The organism is Nostoc sp., from assembly GCF_041747015.1.
Lineage (GTDB): Bacteria > Cyanobacteriota > Cyanobacteriia > Cyanobacteriales > Nostocaceae > Nostoc.
Genome location: NZ_JBGTFY010000146.1, coordinates 1 through 16,895 on the forward strand (window position 1 = coordinate 1; position 16,895 = coordinate 16,895).

Annotated in this window: 13 protein-coding genes; 8 read left to right on the forward strand and 5 right to left on the reverse strand. The window is 41.4% G+C overall.

Going from position 1 to position 16,895, the window contains the following annotated elements:
• Positions 1 to 515: 515 nt before the first annotated feature.
• The 4 genes from glgX to ACEW80_RS11450 all read left to right on the forward strand — a co-directional run bounded on the left by glgX (position 516) and on the right by ACEW80_RS11450 (position 4,770).
• The gene (gene glgX, locus ACEW80_RS11435) at positions 516 to 2,642 is read left to right on the forward strand and encodes a glycogen debranching protein GlgX (protein WP_373526689.1); all 2,127 of its coding nucleotides are present in this window, start codon (positions 516 to 518) and stop codon (positions 2,640 to 2,642) included.
• Positions 2,643 to 3,067: 425 nt separating this feature from the next.
• A complete protein-coding gene (locus tag ACEW80_RS11440) occupies positions 3,068 to 3,802 on the forward strand; it encodes a DUF1995 family protein (RefSeq protein ID WP_373526690.1) in 735 nt (244 codons plus the stop codon).
• A gap of 507 nt (positions 3,803 to 4,309) precedes the next feature.
• Entirely contained in the window at positions 4,310 to 4,516 is a 207-nt protein-coding gene (locus tag ACEW80_RS11445; protein WP_373526691.1) for a hypothetical protein, read from the forward strand.
• Positions 4,513 to 4,770, forward strand: a complete 258-nt coding sequence (locus ACEW80_RS11450) for a hypothetical protein (protein WP_109011469.1) — start codon at positions 4,513 to 4,515, stop codon at positions 4,768 to 4,770. Before ACEW80_RS11445 ends, ACEW80_RS11450 begins: the two co-directional genes overlap by 4 nt.
• On the opposite strand, the gene ACEW80_RS11455 is transcribed toward ACEW80_RS11450, so the two are convergent.
• The 4 genes from ACEW80_RS11455 to ACEW80_RS11470 form a co-directional block, all read right to left on the reverse strand.
• On the reverse strand, positions 4,767 to 5,027 hold the full coding sequence (locus ACEW80_RS11455; protein ID WP_373526714.1) for a hypothetical protein: 261 nt from the start codon (positions 5,025 to 5,027) through the stop codon (positions 4,767 to 4,769). The genes ACEW80_RS11450 and ACEW80_RS11455 overlap by 4 nt on opposite strands.
• The gene (locus ACEW80_RS11460) at positions 4,975 to 5,310 is read right to left on the reverse strand and encodes a XisI protein (protein WP_373526692.1); all 336 of its coding nucleotides are present in this window, start codon (positions 5,308 to 5,310) and stop codon (positions 4,975 to 4,977) included. The genes ACEW80_RS11455 and ACEW80_RS11460 overlap by 53 nt, the downstream gene beginning before the upstream one ends.
• On the reverse strand, positions 5,298 to 5,717 hold the full coding sequence (locus ACEW80_RS11465) for a XisH family protein (protein ID WP_181932059.1): 420 nt from the start codon (positions 5,715 to 5,717) through the stop codon (positions 5,298 to 5,300). The genes ACEW80_RS11460 and ACEW80_RS11465 overlap by 13 nt, the downstream gene beginning before the upstream one ends.
• Before the next feature lie 80 nt (positions 5,718 to 5,797).
• Positions 5,798 to 8,833, reverse strand: coding sequence for a zinc-dependent metalloprotease (locus ACEW80_RS11470; protein ID WP_373526693.1), 3,036 nt, complete (start codon positions 8,831 to 8,833; stop codon positions 5,798 to 5,800).
• A 583-nt stretch (positions 8,834 to 9,416) separates the two neighbouring features.
• Here ACEW80_RS11470 and ACEW80_RS11475 point away from each other — a divergent pair.
• The 4 genes from ACEW80_RS11475 to ACEW80_RS11490 all read left to right on the forward strand — a co-directional run bounded on the left by ACEW80_RS11475 (position 9,417) and on the right by ACEW80_RS11490 (position 15,639).
• Positions 9,417 to 12,227 carry an NACHT domain-containing NTPase gene (locus tag ACEW80_RS11475; RefSeq protein WP_373526694.1) on the forward strand — a complete coding sequence of 937 codons (2,811 nt, stop codon included), beginning with the start codon at positions 9,417 to 9,419 and terminating at the stop codon, positions 12,225 to 12,227.
• Between the two features lie 234 nt (positions 12,228 to 12,461).
• The gene (locus ACEW80_RS11480) at positions 12,462 to 12,689 is read left to right on the forward strand and encodes a hypothetical protein (RefSeq protein ID WP_373526695.1); all 228 of its coding nucleotides are present in this window, start codon (positions 12,462 to 12,464) and stop codon (positions 12,687 to 12,689) included.
• A 111-nt stretch (positions 12,690 to 12,800) separates the two neighbouring features.
• On the forward strand, positions 12,801 to 13,871 hold the full coding sequence (locus tag ACEW80_RS11485) for an LOG family protein (protein WP_373526696.1): 1,071 nt from the start codon (positions 12,801 to 12,803) through the stop codon (positions 13,869 to 13,871).
• A 445-nt stretch (positions 13,872 to 14,316) separates the two neighbouring features.
• The gene (locus ACEW80_RS11490) at positions 14,317 to 15,639 is read left to right on the forward strand and encodes a D-alanyl-D-alanine carboxypeptidase (protein ID WP_373526697.1); all 1,323 of its coding nucleotides are present in this window, start codon (positions 14,317 to 14,319) and stop codon (positions 15,637 to 15,639) included.
• Between the two features lie 188 nt (positions 15,640 to 15,827).
• On the opposite strand, the gene ACEW80_RS11495 is transcribed toward ACEW80_RS11490, so the two are convergent.
• Positions 15,828 to 16,544 (reverse strand): heme oxygenase (biliverdin-producing), encoded by a 717-nt coding sequence (locus ACEW80_RS11495; protein ID WP_373526698.1) that lies wholly within the window; start codon positions 16,542 to 16,544, stop codon positions 15,828 to 15,830.
• Positions 16,545 to 16,895: the final 351 nt, after the last annotated feature.

Genomic DNA, 16,895 nt, shown 5'->3' on the forward strand with positions numbered 1-16,895 from the left:
CTATTTCTAGCTTAAGTTGACACCAATGAGCAATGTGCTTTACCCCTACAGATGACCATCGAAGAACGATTAATAAAAGGCTGAAACGACCCATTTTCGTATATGCATACCATGATTAAGTTGTACAGTGCGTAAGTCCTATTAAAAATAAGTTAATTACCTATATTTTTGAAAGTTATGGAATCCAATGCTTTGGCAGCATCAGCCCCAACTCTTGGAGACGCTACTCGCGTTGGGGGAAGTCAAAAGTCATTGAAGCAGATTGCATAGCGTGTCACAGACAGGGCAGTTTTCCTCCAACTTCTTGCCCTCTGCTTCAATTTATCAGACTTAAGGAATAGATATTTCTATTACCAATGATAGAGCAAATAATATTACTTAATAGGCTAACTTATAAAGTTAGTGATTTTAACGAATTATTAGTAACTTTAAGTTCCAACTAAATTATTATTAATTATTCCAAAAACAATCTAAGTTTATTATTTGCTGAAAAACTAATTATTGAAGATTTACTTATGTATGTAACTTTATGGCCAGGTAATGTATATCCTTTAGGTGCAACTTGGGATGGGAAAGGAACGAACTTTGCTTTATTTTCGGAAAATGCAACAGGGGTAGAGCTTTGTTTATTTGATAACGATGACGAAGAAATTCGTGTACCTTTGGCAGAAAAAAACAATTTTGTTTGGCATGGTTACTTACCAGGAATTGGCCCAGGTCAAAAATATGGATTTAGAGTGCATGGGGTGTGGGCACCGGAGGTAGGTCATCGATTTAATCCAAACAAACTATTAATTGACCCTTATGCTAAAGCTATTGATGGTGAGTTTAGTAATGATCCTGCGGTCTTTGGCTACTCTCTAGACGCTCCAGAAAAAGACTTAGTTTTTTCTGAAATAGATGATGCCAAAATAATGCCCAAGTGTGTTGTGGTTGATCAATCTTTTGATTGGGAAGATGATAAACGGCTTAATACACCTTGGCATACAACTGTTATTTATGAAACTCACGTTAAAGGTTTTACCAAACTACATCCAGGTATTCCAGAAGAGTTGCGTGGCACTTATGCAGGGTTGGCGCATCCATCTGCAATTCAACACTTACAGCAATTAGGAATTACAGCAGTTGAGTTGATGCCAGTACATCACTTTCTGTCTCATCCGGGACACTTAGAAGATAAAGGATTAAAGAATTACTGGGGCTACGATTCCATTAACTATTTTGCTCCCTATTCTAGTTACAGTGCTGGTGGGACTGGGGGTCAACAGGTCACTGAATTCAAGCAAATGGTTAAAGCATTACATTTTGCCGGAATTGAAGTGATTTTAGATGTAGTCTACAACCACACTGGCGAAGGAAATCATTTCGGGCCAACACTATCTTTGCGAGGTATTGATAATTCTGTATATTACCGTTTGGTAAAAGATGATCCTCGCTACTACATGGACTTTACAGGCTGTGGTAACTCTCTGAATGTGCGTCATGCTCAAGTTCTGAAGTTAATCATGGATAGCCTCCGCTATTGGGTAATAGAAATGCATGTAGATGGCTTCCGATTTGATTTGGCATCGGCGCTAGCACGGGAATTATATGAGGTAGATAACCTATCAGCTTTCTTTGATATTATTCATCAAGACCCAATCTTGGCAGATGTAAAGCTAATTGCTGAACCTTGGGACTTAGGAGAAGGTGGCTATCAAGTTGGGAACTTTCCACTGCGTTGGTCTGAGTGGAATGGAAGATATCGGGATACAGTACGAGATTTTTGGCGTGGTGTAGATGATAGTTTAGGACAATTTGCTTACTGTTTTACTGGTAGTCCTGACCTATATCAAACAAACGGGCGCAACCCAAATGCAAGTATTAATTTCATAACTGCTCATGATGGTTTCACGTTAAATGATTTAGTCAGCTACAACGAAAAGCATAACGATGCAAACGGGGAAGACAATAGAGATGGTGAAAGCCATAATAGATCCTGGAATTGTGGTGTAGAAGGCGAAACCGACGATCCAGAAGTAATGCGTTTGCGCGAACGGCAACGACGAAACTTTTTAGCAACCCTAATGCTATCTCAAGGTGTCCCAATGCTATTAGAGGGAGATGAAATTGGCTGTAGTCAAAAGGGAAATAATAATGTCTACTGCCAAGATAATCAGATTTCCTGGCGGCATTGGGATTTGCATAAAGCGAACTCGGATTTACTAGACTTTACACGTGAACTCATTAATTTTCGCCATCAGCATCCAGTATTCCGACGACGTAAGTGGTTTCAAGGTCGTCCCATTCACGGTTTAGGCATTAATGATATTGCTTGGTTTAATTCTGATGGCAGTGGAATGACTGAGACGCAATGGCTAGTTAGTTATGCCAAAGTAATGGAGATTTTTTTGAATGGGCAGGGAATTGCTACTCCAGGGGATCGTGGTGAGCGGATTATTGATGAAAGTTTTCTAATATTTTTTAACGCTCACTACGAGTTAATTGAGTTTGCTTTACCTAATGAATTTAAAGAAAAGGTATGGGAGATAGTAATTGACACTAATGAACCTAGGTTTTTAGATAGAGGAAAATTAGTTTCAGGTTCTCAAAGTGTGCCAGTTACAGATCGCTCTCTGATGGTGTTACGCCTGATCGGTTAACAGTGCGAGGAGAAAAAGATACCCTTTTTTGTAGTTAAAACTGAAAATAATATGCCAGCTGCGTAAGTCCTGAACTATTTTTACTCGTAACTCTAACAAGAAATAATTGATTATTTGCATCCTTTAACAAATCTGGAATTGCGACAAGAAGATTAGTTGCAAAAAAATTTGTAGCGACTGTCTTAAAAGTCAAGCGATCGTTAACAACAAACAGGGATTGGGAACATTGACGCAATTGGGGAACGCTACGCTTGGCTGGTACGGGCATTGAGATTTGACATTGGTAGACAAGACAATTGCAGCCCGCACTAGCCACTCGCCAACACACCCTACGTGTATTTCAAAAATCAAACTCCTTTGCATAAGTCCTAATTAAGAGCCAATGCTGAAACAATGGGAGTAGACACTAGAGCGCCATGCAGATTATGAGTGAACTTCCAAATAGTCTTGAAGATGCGATCGCCCAATCTCGTACAGCTGTCCAAACTGCCCTTGCAGATGGCTGTACTCGCATACAAGTTGAGTTACTGTTTCCAGAACTCAAGTTTATGCCTGTGGCGGAACAATTTTTGCCCTTGTTTACGGATTATGATTCCCGCTTGAAGATTTTCTTTGCTGACGCTGGTGCTGCGGCTTTAGCCCGCCGCAATTGGGCTGACGCACCATTTCAAATTTTAGATATCGGTACGGGAAGGGCTGCTTCCTTGCAGACAAAAATTCAGCCAGAGGATGAAATTTTCTTATTCATTGCCCCCACTTCCGTAGAAGTACCGCAGGTGGAAAAGTTGTGTCAAGAAATAGGCGATCGCCCTTTAGTTTTGTTAAATCCCCGTTTAGAAGATTCTGGGGTTGTGGGCATTGGTTATGCAGCAAGAAAAACTCGTGAACGTTTCACCAATACCATTGAATCCTGTTATTACCTGCGTCCCATAGACGATCAAAGTGCGCTACGTCGCTGCTACCCAGGACAGTGGGAAGTTTGGCTAGAAATCGGCGGCGAATATCAAAAAATTGCCGAATTACCGACAAAACCATCTGGTGATGAGTTGGATCTGATTCTTATGAAGGGACAACCGCAAACAACAACAGACGCTGCACCTGCGAGAAAGCCGAGCGTGTTTAAGAGTTTGCAACGGTTCTTAAAGGCGTTAAGTAGTTAGGAAAAAACAGAGGTAGCAGAGGTAAATTTTATTATCTGCTACCTCATTTTATGCTAAAGCTACAAAATAATGAACTGTTTAGACTAATATTATATAGAAAATTTTTAGATAATTACGATTTAAGCTTTATATCCTTTCTTCAACAAGCAACTTATTCTTAGGGCAGCATTAGCAATGAGTTTAAAGATAGTTATGACATCATTTCTTCTTGGTATGATACTCGTGCTTTTAGCAGTAATACTGCAATTTTTCGGTATTAATTAGGCATCTTGGTTAATGATTTCAGGTATTGGTTTTGCATTCTGGCTCAATAATTACTGTCTTATTTTGGGTGATTATAAGTATCTGGAATAGTTAAGTATCTGGAATAGTTTTTAAGCTCTAACTCATGCTCTACACTAGACAGACAAATACTTTATAAATCAGAGCATTTGCTTGGCTAATATGGATGAGTTTATTTACTAGTAGTTGTATATTTAAACTAGTTGAGTAAAGAGCTTGATGTTCATGAATATAAGTACCCTACATGATATTGAGTCTGCTGTCAGTCAACTTTCACCGGAGGAGCTTGCTGCTTTCCGCGTCTGGTTTGCAGAATTCGATGCGGCTGTATGGGATCAACAGCTTGAGGCAGATGTAGCTGCGGGTCGGCTTGATGCTCTGGCTGAGAAAGCGTTGCAAGATTTGAGAGCAGGAAATTGTACTGAACTGTGAGACACCGAGCAAGCCCAAATTTTTGGTATTGCTATCGACAGTTGCCAAGTGATGTTCAAGAATTTGCAGATCGATGCTACGAGTTACTAAAGCAAGACCCTCGCTACCCATCACTGCATTTTAAGAAAGTAGGACGTTTTTGGTCAGTACGAGTGGGTTTACACTATCGTGCGCTAGCTGTGGAGCAGGATGATGATTTTGTGTGGTTTTGGATTGGGTCACACGCAAAATATGACAAACTGTTGGAGTATTAGGTAGCCAGTGGTCTTTTTGCAATCCCCCGCAATCGGGATAATAAGTTACCTTTATTTTGTAATGCGCGGGTTTCCTGCTGTAAAGATTCCAGCAAGGTTTGGACTAATTGCCAGCGATGTCTGCGGCGGGCTACGCCTACGCTAGTCGATAATTGTAGCGCCTGTTTTTGCAAGTTTTGTAATGTGATTAGCTTTTTCGTGCCTTTATCCCACAGCGTAATCTGTATACTGCCGGATGTAAGGCGGGTGAAATCCAACGACAATATCTTGTTTTGCTACTCCCATTGCCACCAGCTGCTCACCGACATCCTCTTCTGTACCATTCCACTGAATCCAAATTTTGCCGTTTCTGATATCAAAATGCATCACAGGCCCAAAAACCCTACGTCTATTTTGCCAACCAATATATATCAGTTGATAATGGTCTTGTTCTCCATCAAAAATTGTTTGAGCTTCAATTTCATTATTAGAGGAGGCACGTTGAGCATATTCTGTAAGTAATTGACGAATACAGTTTCGATATTTATCTAAATCTGCCATCGAATAATTTCCTCCGTTTCCACATCATAAACTATCAGATTGATTTGACTGCGCTGGATAATACTTTTAATAAATGGTTTATTTAAAAAATCGTTATAAGTGTTTAAGGGCACTGCCAAATATAAAACTCGCTCTGAATCTATCTCTTCTAAGGCATATCGATAATTAATAAACTGTCCCACCGCAGTATGAAACTCAGAAATAGTTGAAGTGCCGATAAAACTTTTCACTTCAACTGCTATTACTTGTCCCTCTCTTTCTGCTGCAATAATTCTCTCTGCACCTAAATCAATGTACATATCGGTAATATTTTCTATGCGAATTAGCAAAGGATCATGAGTAATTCGCCACCCGTCTTTTTGTAATGCCGATTTCACAACATTGTGAAATTTATCTCTAGCTGACATAAACTGTTTTTTCAGCCTGTGTAGGCATGATGAATATATTTTGCCAAAGAGACGCGATTAATCGCGTCTCTACAACTTATTTAATTTCCTTGCAACGGAGCATTCAAGACTTTCTCGATGCGATCGCGCGTTTCTAGTAAGTGCGCTTTGGTGTATTCATCCTCAGAATTAACCCCCTTAAGTTTTTCATCTAGTTGTTTGAGTTTATACCAAGCTATAGTACGAGCATCTTCAGGAACATATTCTTTTCGCAATACCATACCAGTCAAAATGTCCAGATATTGGCGCTGCAAGCCTCGCCGTAAACTGCCAATCTTCATCGGTTTCCCTTTTGGTTGGATTACTTCTGTCCAGATTCCTGATTGCAAAGTTTCAAATAGTTCAGGTAGAGTCAGTGCATTTTCGGGCTTTGTTTTGAGTTCAATATCTTTGAGGCGAGAGAGGCGATCGCCTGAGAATAAATCCCGCAACACAGAACCTTGCATAAGTAGCACTAAGTCATGAATGGGATAATCCAAACGACCAACTCGAGGATAACTACCCCAATGTCGCCAACGAGAAGGTGCTAATTTATTCAGTAATTCTGGTGAAAAACTCAGGGCATCTTCTGCAAACACATATTTTTGCAGCGTTTCTAAAGCCTCCCGTTGTTGTTCAACTGGTACTGGTTCAAATGGTAATCGTTTTTGACCGACTCCAGAGACGTTATCGGAGGCTATCTCGCCAGGGCGGATGCGATAGAAAGATTGTCCCCCAATATATTTTGTGGTGTAATATATTTGCTGGAAATAGTTACCCAAGACTGTGCTAAAACGTTCGCTCACATCGCTGTAACTATCACCAGCCAATGGGAAACCTTTATCGAGACGTTCCCACATCACCCGTGAATTATTCAATTGCCACTGTGAATAAAGCAGCACATTGCTACTGTTATCCCAAGCATTGGCAGTTGGGTCAAGGTCATAAATATCTTCATCTGTGGAATAACTCAACTCTGGCTTGTAGGATTGTGCAGCAATTTCCTCTAATATAGGCTTTTCTGCTATGGGAGTTGATGTCTGAATTTGTATGTAACCGTACTTAATCGCCCATTCATCGTAAACCCCCACCATGCTGGGAAAATAATCTCCCTGTTTTGTACCTTGAGGGGCAATATTTGGGGGAATATAGTCCATTACGGAAGTTGTCAGACCTTTAGTTTTGGTAATTTCCGTATTATTCATTTCCTCTGGTGGTAGCATTGTACTACCACGGAAGTTATGGCGTAAACCAAGAGTATGCCCAACTTCGTGAGCGATGATTAAACGTAAATATTGATTAATATATTCTTTAATCTGGTCAGGAGTGGCTATGGTATCTGGCAGCAGTGACATTGCCAGTGAACCAAAGGCAAATTGGTTAGCAGCTTCCATGCCATAGCATAAATCGTACTCACCTGCCATTTTTGATAAACGACTCAACAACTTCTGTTGTACTTGCATCTGCTGGGGTACACCGTTGTTTTTCGCATCTAAACCATTGGCGCAAAGTAAACGATTTTGCATCAAAGCTGATAAAGTAGTGCGATTTTGAGTGCGATTTTGGGTTTGGTTGGGTTGGACGATTTGGCGATACTCATTCTTGAGTGCCCGCACAAAGCTGGCATCTACGATAATGTCTGCATCCAAAATTTCTCCAGTCAAGGGGTTAACGCGGGATGGCCCCATCGCAAAATAACCATCGACTGTGTTGATCCAGCGAATCGTGTTGTAACGAATATCTGCTGGGTCCCATGTGGCATCATCTGGCATTTGGCGGACTTCAATTGCATCTTTGAATCCAGCTTTGAGAAAGGCTTTGTTCCACATCAAAACGCCTTCTTTCATCGCATCGCGGTACTCTAAGGGCACAGCATTATCAATCCAGAAGACAATTGGTTTTTTGGGTGAAGAAATTACTGCTTTCGGGTCTTGTTTTTCCAAACGCCAGCGGTTGATGTAGCGGACAAAAGAATCACCGCGATCGTCTTTGGATAAATCTTGGTAGGCGGTGATAAAATAGCCGATGCGATCGTCAGCAAGGCGCGATCGATAATCTTTGTCGGGTAGTTGGGAGAGACTGTAGTGGACGCGTAGGGTAAAGCCACGGGTGTCAGGTAGTGACCCAAAGCTTGGCACTTCACTCTCACTCCCACCGCCACCGGAGAAATTTAAAACTGACTCAATCTCTAAGTTTTGGGGAAAGGCTTTAGCTGTACCAAAATATGACTGGTCTGTGCCTCCTGGTATTCCTAAACTTACAGATAAGCCAGCCAAGTCTGTGAGTAACAAATCTCCCAAGTCGATGAGAAGAGTTTTGCGTTCTGGATGAATGCTTTTAAGGGAAATTGTGTAGAGAACAGAGTCACTAAACGATCGCTGGCGCGATCGCGCTTGAGGATCTCCCTCACGAGTGCGAAAATTAACATTACGGATCACAAAGTTTACTTTATCATTCACCCGCTCGAAATAAAACAAAAAATCTTGCAGAGGCATACCACTGTAAATACCCCGTTCGCCAATGCCTGATTCTAGCGTTGCCGTGGCTAGGTAATTTTTATTAAGTTGCTCTGGCTTAATTTCTAGATAAATTTTATTCTTTTCTTTATTGCGATAAAGAGTGAACAGTCCCCCTGACTTTTGAGTGTTTTTCACCACTTCATCAAACGGTTCTAGTTCTAAGTCATCCTTTGTTGTTGGTGGTTTGCTAGAATTAGGCTTTTTATCAGGTTTTTCTGGGGGTTTGGCAACTTGCAAAAATGGTTGCTGTCCTGCTTTTTTAGGATCTTTTACTACCCAAATAAACGGTTGAGGCTGGGCGTGTTTATCTGGATTAACTACCCAAACTTGCCCTAACGGTAGCCTCTGTTTCTGGCGGATATTGACATTTTCTGGTGATAATGCTGAGATTTGAGTTAAAGAAGTTTCTGCCGTTAACTGACTATTAGATTTATTTCCACTTATAGCTGTCACCACAGCTTTATGGTTGGCAGACAACTCTGTATCAACTCTAGTAATAGACACTGCCTTGGCGCTAGCCGATGTTATTCCCAAAAATAAACCATGTAACAAAATCATATAAAAGCTTAATTTGTTCATTTTATCCATCCCCGATAACTATTACGTAATTAATTTTTAACTTTTACAAAGTTATGTAGCTTGCCTTCTGCCAATTATCTTCGCTGCTTTATCTCAAGCCGCAAACTTTAAACTTCAATTTTAGTTGTTATTTTTCAGCTTTGTGGCGTTGTTTTTCTATAGGATTTTTCCTAACAATTGCGTTTCTAAAAAACAATAAGTATTATTTTTACATTTGACTAAGAAATATCTTGGAATAAAAGTATAACAAATTAGCCAAAGAATGAAAATTATTTCATTTTTGAAATAATTTTTAAGCTGACACTTTTCATAATTATCAACGCAGTAATTCAAATGTAACAACGGACACATAAATGTCAACATATTTATTTCAAGTCTAACATCTGCTGAGAAATTATATGAGGGGTACAAGGTTACAAGAGATGCCAAAGACCACATTTAGGGCAAATATATAATTTACAATGCGATCGCATCGCCTTTCTCTCCCTCCATGCCCTCTGCGGTTTGTCATTCTTCCTGCACCCATCAACCCCAAGTTTTGCACTAAACTCTAAATAACCAGTAATTACACGAGTTCCAGCGAATGAACAAGCGTTTATCGCAAACCTGGCAGAAGTTTCGGCAATCCTTTTCAGTCGGAGAGAGTTTAAACACCACAGTTGAGACTGGTAAAGCAGTTTTAGAAGCCGCAAACACCTTTAAAGAACAAGGTGCCAGCCTAGAACTATTGAAACCTCTGTTACAAAATTCATCTTCATTGTTAGATGTGTTGTGTTCACCCTTAGCGCAGGTAGTGGGTGCGGGTTTGCCATTCGTGCCACTTGGAATTGCCTTGCTGAAGTTTTCCCGCGACATAACTAAACAAGATCCTTCTCTAGAAGACTGTGTATTTATAGTTAGTCAAGCTGCTTATTTGGAAAGTGTCAAAGAAATTTTATCCTTATATCCATCTATTAACTGGGATGCAAGTCCTAATAATAGTGAAGCACTCAAGAGACAACTACAAAAGCTCAATGATTTTGAATTAGATTATCAAAGTGCTAGCAACGTTGTAGCCTGTTTCCACGAATCAGAATTAGCGAAAGCATTTAATCAAGTTTTATTAGCGCGGTTAGCAGCAGCAAACATCCCCAACGCTAATGCTAATATTTTGACGCAACGAGTAGCTTGGAATACTCACCGCTACATCATTAAAGCCTGGATAGAGTCAGGCGATGCTATCAAAAATATAATTCAACCTTCCTTTGGAGACTGGCAGAAAGAACAGCAAAAGTTCTCTAGCATTGATGAATACCTAAAAACTCATATTGCTAGCAAGCCTTTAGACTTAGTTTTTGACGAGAGTTTCTCATTTAAAGATATTTACGTACCTTTAAAAGCCAAACCTGTAGATAAAAATGGTGAGATAGATGAAAAAGCAAACTCTTTAGATTTAGAAACATGGGCTAAGGAAAATCTGCTAAATCCAAAGAACCTAGACCAAGTGATGTTTGTTCAAGGAGGACCAGGACGTGGTAAAAGTGTCTTCTGTCGGATGTTTTCTGATTGGGTGCGGCAGCATTTGCATCCCATTTGGACACCGATTTTGATTCGTTTACGGGATCTAGACTCCTTTGAATCGCGTTTAGAAAACACTTTAGAAGCAGAACTGAAAATTAGTTTTATTCAAAACGATAAAAACTGGTTAACAAATAAAAATACCCATTTCTTGTTTATCCTTGATGGGTTTGATGAATTGCATATTGAGGCTAGAAGTAACGTCAACCTAGAAGCGTTTATCAAACAAGTCTCTGGATTTCAGCAGGAGTGTAAAAGTTACCGTGAAATGGGACATCGGGTGATAATCACTGGTAGGTCGATGTCTTTACAGGGTATCCCTCACTTGCCTCGCAATTTAGAGCGGGTGGAAATTGTTGAAATGGATGGAGAACTCCAACACAAATGGTTGGATAGGTGGGAAGAATTACCAGCCAATAAAGGAAAGACCGCAGCCTTTGGGGAGTTTTTACAAGGTGATAGGTGTCCATCTGAGGTGAAAAAGTTAGCCCAAGAGCCGCTCTTACTTTATTTGTTAGCGGCAATGTATCGAGATGGGAAATTGGCAATTGATAAATTAGAGCAAGCCAGCCAACGCACAGCCAAAATTGTAATTTACCAGGAAGCTTTAAACTGGGTACTGACAAAACAGCGATCGCAAGCGGATGGGACTAATTTAAATATTGAGTTAACCCAACAAAAACCCGAAGATTTAAAACGTATTCTCACAGAAGCGGCTGTTTGTGTTGTGCAGTCGGGAGGCGAATTTGCTTCTATGTCAATGTTAGAGGCACGTTTACAAGACGACGAAGCAGCAAAAGCTTTTATTGAAAAAGCTAGAGAAAAATTGGGTAACGAAGCTCTCAAAACTGCTTTAGCTGCTTTTTACATTCGTCCTGCGGATAAACAAGAGGGTGGGGTTGAGTTTTTTCATAAGAGTTTTGGCGAATTTCTCTTTGCTGAACGCCTAAAACTACGCTTGAAAGCTTGGACACAATACTACGATGCAGAAGACGGAAGACAATTAGTTATTCCCGAAGCCGAAATGAATTGGCAAATTTATGATTTGCTGGGTTTTGGCAGACTCACATCAGAAATTGTGGAATATTTGATGGGGTTGCTGACTGAAAATCAGGATTTTCCTTGGGAGCAGTTATTTAAACGCTTAGAAAAGTTTTACGTTAACTGGTGTAAGGGGAAATTTATTGACTCTGCGGAAGAGACTTTGCCCCAAAAAAAGCTGCGACAGTTGCAAAAGTATGGAATTCAAGAGTTAGGCCAGCTTCAGGTAGATATTTATGCTGGGTTGAATGTGATGATTTTGCTTTTGAAGTTGCACCGCTATGTTCAAGGGCGAGATGATCTCAAAAAACAAATTATCTTCTATCCATCTGGTGAACCAAGAGAAAATTCTTGGACAGCCCAAGTGCATTTCATCATCAATTACAGTAATTGCATTCGGTTTGAAAGTTTTAATAGTGTAGTTGGGCAATTACTTAGCTACGCAAACCTTAGCCGTGCATACCTCAGCCACGCAAACCTCAGCGACACAAACCTCAGCTACGTAAACCTCAACGACGCAAACCTCAGCCGCGCATACCTTAGCCGCGCAGACCTCAGCCGCGCAAACCTCAGCCGAGCAGACCTTAGCCGCGCAGACCTCAGCCGCGCAAACCTTAGAGGCGCAAATCTTAGAGGCGCAGACCTCAGCCGCGCAAACCTCAGCCGTGCATACCTCAGCGATGAAGTTCTTGGAGATATCCGCTGGGATGAAAATACAAACTGGGAGAATGTGCAAGGGCTGGATACAGCGAGGAATGTGCCAGAAGCCTTAAAGCAACAGTTGGGGCTGAGTTAAGAAGAGGTGGAAGCAAAGGAGCAGGGGAGAATCGCTAAGTAGGTAGACAAAAATATTTACCGTCATTGCGATTCTCTACGAGACGCTACCGCGATCGCTTAATTCGCAATGACGTTGTGTAATCAATATCTGTCTGAATCCTTATATAACTGTAACTTCCGAGTTCCGAACACAAACGGCCGAGCTTTGAACACGAACGGCCGAGCTTTGAACACAAATGACCGAGCTTTGAGCATGAACGGCCGAGCTTTGAACACGAAAGTCCGAGCTTTGAACACGAACGACCGAGCTTTGAACACGAACGTCCGAGCTTTGAGCATGAACGTCCGAGCTTTGAACACGAACGTCCGAGCTTTGAACACGAACGTCCGAGCTTTGAACACGAAAAGCCGAGCTTTGAACACGAACGTCCGAGCTTTGAACACGAAAAATGGTGATATTAGCTTGAGTAATGAGCAATAATACCTCAAAACCCGTTCTGAGGGTGCTAACTGCACATTAGAGGGCTATATCCCGCTTGCTAGAGTGTGAGTCATTCACGTAAAATATAATGCCATTGTTGCGGCAGTTATCATGACCTCATCTGCGTCGTTTGACACATTAGAGTCTTTACAGGCGGATATCGCTGAATTGATTACTCGCTTACCGACATTAAAAAATCGGCAACTTATTCAGCAAGCACTTGCTACTATTGTTCGTCTAGCTGATACCGAAATTGAGCGTCTCGATTGGAAAATCTTGTCAGCTTCATTAATAGATATGGAGCGCGGTTTCCAGCTTTTTTATGATTACCGACACGTTCGCAAAGTCACCATCTTCGGTTCGGCTCGCCTAGCGCCAGATACCCCAGAGTACCAAATGGCGGTTGAGTTTGCTCGCGCTGTTTCTCAATTAGGATTTATGGTAATGACCGGCGGTGGCGGTGGAATCATGCAGGCGGGTCACGAAGGCGCGGGGCGAGAAAATTCCTTTGGATTAAACATTCAGTTACCCTTTGAGCAGGAAGCAAACCCATTTATAGAAGGTGATCCTAAGCTCATTCACTTTAAATATTTCTTTACCCGCAAGCTGTTTCTCCTCAAAGAAAGTGATGCTGTAGCCTTGTTTGCTGGAGGCTTTGGCACTCAAGATGAAGCTTTTGAATGTATGACATTAAGCCAGACTGGTAAATTCGGCCCAGTACCTCTAGTTTTAATTGATCACCCTGGTGGTGACTACTGGCGGTCTTGGAGCGAATACATTGATCAGCAACTCGTGCAGAAAGGTCTTGTCAGTCCTGAAGACCCTAGCCTTTACACAGTGACAGATAACCTGGATGTGGCTTGTGATGCCATTACTCGTTTTTACCAGGTTTATCATTCCTGTCGATATGTAAGCAATAAGTTAGTCATCCGCCTGAAGACAGATATATCAGAAGCTCTGGTAGAGCGACTCAATGCTGATTTTAGCGACATTATTATTCAAGGACGCATTGAAAAAAGTCAGGCATTACCTCAAGAAGCCCAAGATGAAACTGTTGGACTACCCCGCTTGCTTTTGTACTTCAATCAACGCGACTTGGGGCGCTTGTATCAGATGATTGCCACAATTAACCAGATGGGTACTCCTTCACCAGAGGATGCAGCGCATCCAGAAAGAAAGTAGGGTTTAGGGGTGGATTTTTCCACCCGCACCCCAATAAATACAATAAGTCAACTTTTTTAACGAACCGCCAAGGACTCAAAGGACGAGAAGCAAGAAATGGTTAGGCGATCGCAACAAACTTCCAATCATCTCCAATAGGTAGCAGGCCACAGTCGAATCGTACCAGCTTCATTAGCAATACGGTTTGGTTAACGGTGTACAAGTTATGATCCCCCTTAGTCCCCCTTAAAAAGGGGGAAATAGAGCGATTATTAGCCTTCCTTTTTAAGGGGGAAATAGAGCGATTATTAGCCCCCCTTTTTAAGGGGGGTTGGGGGGATCTCCCTAAAAAACCCAATTTAAATACACCAGTTATTGAAACTCAATGCTGATGAGCATAAAAAAGCGTGTATATTGGCACAGGAAATAATATAAAACATCCTAAACAGACATAGAGGAATAAAATATGCTGGAATTATTGGGTTCAGGTTTGGTTACGCTCTGGCTGGAAATGGCTGGGGTACAGTTCAAGCCTCAGGATGCGCTGGATGCTTTGACTTGGCAAAGTAGCCCTGGCTTGGTTCTTGCCCCTGATCCCAATCCAGCTGGGGCGACGACTGTGCAGACCTATCTGAAAAAACTCATAACCTCAAAATTGGTGGCGCAAAATCTGGCTGAGAGTCAGGGAATTTGGATGCAGTCGGGGCCGATGCTGATGGCAAATCACCAAGGTACGACACCTCTGCCGGCTGCCTCTTTAACCAAAATTGCTACTTCATTAGTTGCTTTGAAAACTTGGGGGCCAAATTATCAATTTGACACTTTAGTAAGTGTCACTGGGCCAGTTGTCAAAGGAGTTGTGCAGGGTGATTTGGTGATTACTGGCGGTGGCGATCCTTTGTTTGTTTGGGAAGAAGCGATCGCACTTGGTAATACTCTCAATAAAATGGGCATTAAGCAGATCAAGGGAAATTTGATCATTACTGGCAATTTTGCCATGAATTTCCAACGTCAGCCGATGCTAGCAGGTTTAATACTCAAGCAAACACTAAATTATGCAACTTGGGGTCGCCCTGCTGTTTATATCCACTCAATCATGCCCAAGGGAACACCCAAGCCGAAAGTCGTGATTGCAGGTGCAATCAAATTTGCGGTGCAACCAAATCCTCAACAAATCTTGTTACTACGTCATCGCTCGTTACCCTTGAAGCAACTAATCAAGGAAATGAATGTTTACAGTAACAACGAGATGGCAGAGATGCTGGCAGACTCAGTGGGGGGATCTGCTGTAGTACAATCAACTGCTGCTCACCTTGCTAAGGTGCCGCAAATGGAAATCCAGTTAATCAATGGTTCTGGACTGGGGCCAGAAAATCGTATTTCCCCTAGAGCTGCTTGTGCAATGCTAATGGCTATTCAAGGCGAGGCATCTACCCATCAATTGAATTTAGCTGACTTGTTCCCGATGTCTGGGTTTGATCGTCGAGGAACACTACACTCTAGACACATTCCCGCCGCGACTGTAATTAAAACTGGTACTCTCCGGGATGTAAGCGCTTTGGCGGGAGTGATGCCGACACGCTCACGCGGTTTGGTTTGGTTTGCGATTATCAACCGGGGGACAAATGTCGGCGGTTTCCGTACTGGACAAGATCAACTGTTGCAAAGTGTTGTAAAACAATTACAACTACCGCCAATTGTTCCTGCTACCCTCACTCCCCACTCAGCCATAAACTCTTTACCCCAGCTAGGCGCAGTCAGTCGCAATGATATCTTGTTCAAAAGTTAGTTTGTCATTCAGAGTCATGTCTCTCCGCTCTAAATTCAAAAATAATTAAACATAATTGAGGGGCAATCTCCTTATATTTGCTTTGATGAATCCAAAACAATCACAAGGCGATCGCCCCTAAATGTATTGAGCGCTTTTAACACTCTTGAAATTAAGCTAATCGTCGGCTCTCTGTGTCGCACATTAGCTTATTCAGCAGTAGCGAGTTCAGTACTACCGCGTGTACGACGGCGTGTCAGGCTGTTGTACAGCATTACACCGATCGCCTTGATTAAATTACCTTCTAATTCCTGGAACATCTTCATGTTCGTACCAAAGGCGGCGTTAGCTTCATCAACGATGCGATCGCTGGTAGCATCATCAAGAGGTAGTTCATCCAAAGTCTGACGATATTTCGCTTTGAATGCCTTCTCATCGGAAATCTCTGGAAACTCATAAAAGGCTGTTCCTTGCCCATCAGACAAATTCATCGCTGTTACAGCAATATTTTTGAGAATCTGTCCCCCAGATAAGTCACCCAGGTAACGAGTATATGAATGGGCGATCAACAGTTCTGGTGCTGTTTCAGATATTTCTCGGATGCGCTCTACATAAGCTTTACCTGCGGGAGATAGTTGAATTTGCTCTCTCCAATTAGCCCCGAAGTAATAACCCAAGTCTTGCTCTAGGGTATGTTTGCGGTTTAGTTGGGGAAAGTTAATTTTAGAAAGAATTGGGTGCTGATGGTGCTTTTCCATCTCTTCTTCCATCGCTGAGTAAACGAAGTAGAAGTTAGCAACTAGTTTTCGGTAAGAGTTTTTTTCGACTACTCCTCTTAAAAAGCATTTGACAAAACCTACATTTTCTGCCATTGTGTGGGCTTTTTTAGTGCCTACACGTAATTTGGTTGCTAAATTGCTGCTCATGCTAAATTCTCAACTTTAAAAAGTCAACTACCGAAGTTTTAATTTACTAACGGCTAAAAAAGCCATTAAACCGTTACTTTAAAACTATTTGATGAGAATTTATATTAAAAATTTTTAAGCTGCTCAGATTATTTTGTAGTTTTTTACACAGCAACAATGCTAAAGGAATAGAACTTTTAGATTCCGATGTTTTGATTAAAAGCAATAATTAGATAAAATGTGGAGACTTTACTCATACAGTAAAAATGAATACTGACTTATGAAAAATTTACAATTACAAAGGTATGAGTTAAGTACTATTACGTAATATTAGCTTGCTCAGAATGAATTTTTCAAGAGAAAAAGCAGGTC

Coding starts and splice junctions, on each gene's coding strand:
- glgX (WP_373526689.1), top strand. CDS start 516: ATGTATGTAACTTTATGGCCAGGTAATGTATATCCTTTAGGTGCAACT.
- ACEW80_RS11440 (WP_373526690.1), top strand. CDS start 3,068: ATGAGTGAACTTCCAAATAGTCTTGAAGATGCGATCGCCCAATCTCGT.
- ACEW80_RS11445 (WP_373526691.1), top strand. CDS start 4,310: ATGAATATAAGTACCCTACATGATATTGAGTCTGCTGTCAGTCAACTT.
- ACEW80_RS11460 (WP_373526692.1), bottom strand. CDS start 5,310: ATGGCAGATTTAGATAAATATCGAAACTGTATTCGTCAATTACTTACA.
- ACEW80_RS11465 (WP_181932059.1), bottom strand. CDS start 5,717: ATGTCAGCTAGAGATAAATTTCACAATGTTGTGAAATCGGCATTACAA.
- ACEW80_RS11470 (WP_373526693.1), bottom strand. CDS start 8,833: ATGAACAAATTAAGCTTTTATATGATTTTGTTACATGGTTTATTTTTG.
- ACEW80_RS11475 (WP_373526694.1), top strand. CDS start 9,417: ATGAACAAGCGTTTATCGCAAACCTGGCAGAAGTTTCGGCAATCCTTT.
- ACEW80_RS11480 (WP_373526695.1), top strand. CDS start 12,462: ATGAACGGCCGAGCTTTGAACACGAAAGTCCGAGCTTTGAACACGAAC.
- ACEW80_RS11485 (WP_373526696.1), top strand. CDS start 12,801: ATGACCTCATCTGCGTCGTTTGACACATTAGAGTCTTTACAGGCGGAT.
- ACEW80_RS11490 (WP_373526697.1), top strand. CDS start 14,317: ATGCTGGAATTATTGGGTTCAGGTTTGGTTACGCTCTGGCTGGAAATG.
- ACEW80_RS11495 (WP_373526698.1), bottom strand. CDS start 16,544: ATGAGCAGCAATTTAGCAACCAAATTACGTGTAGGCACTAAAAAAGCC.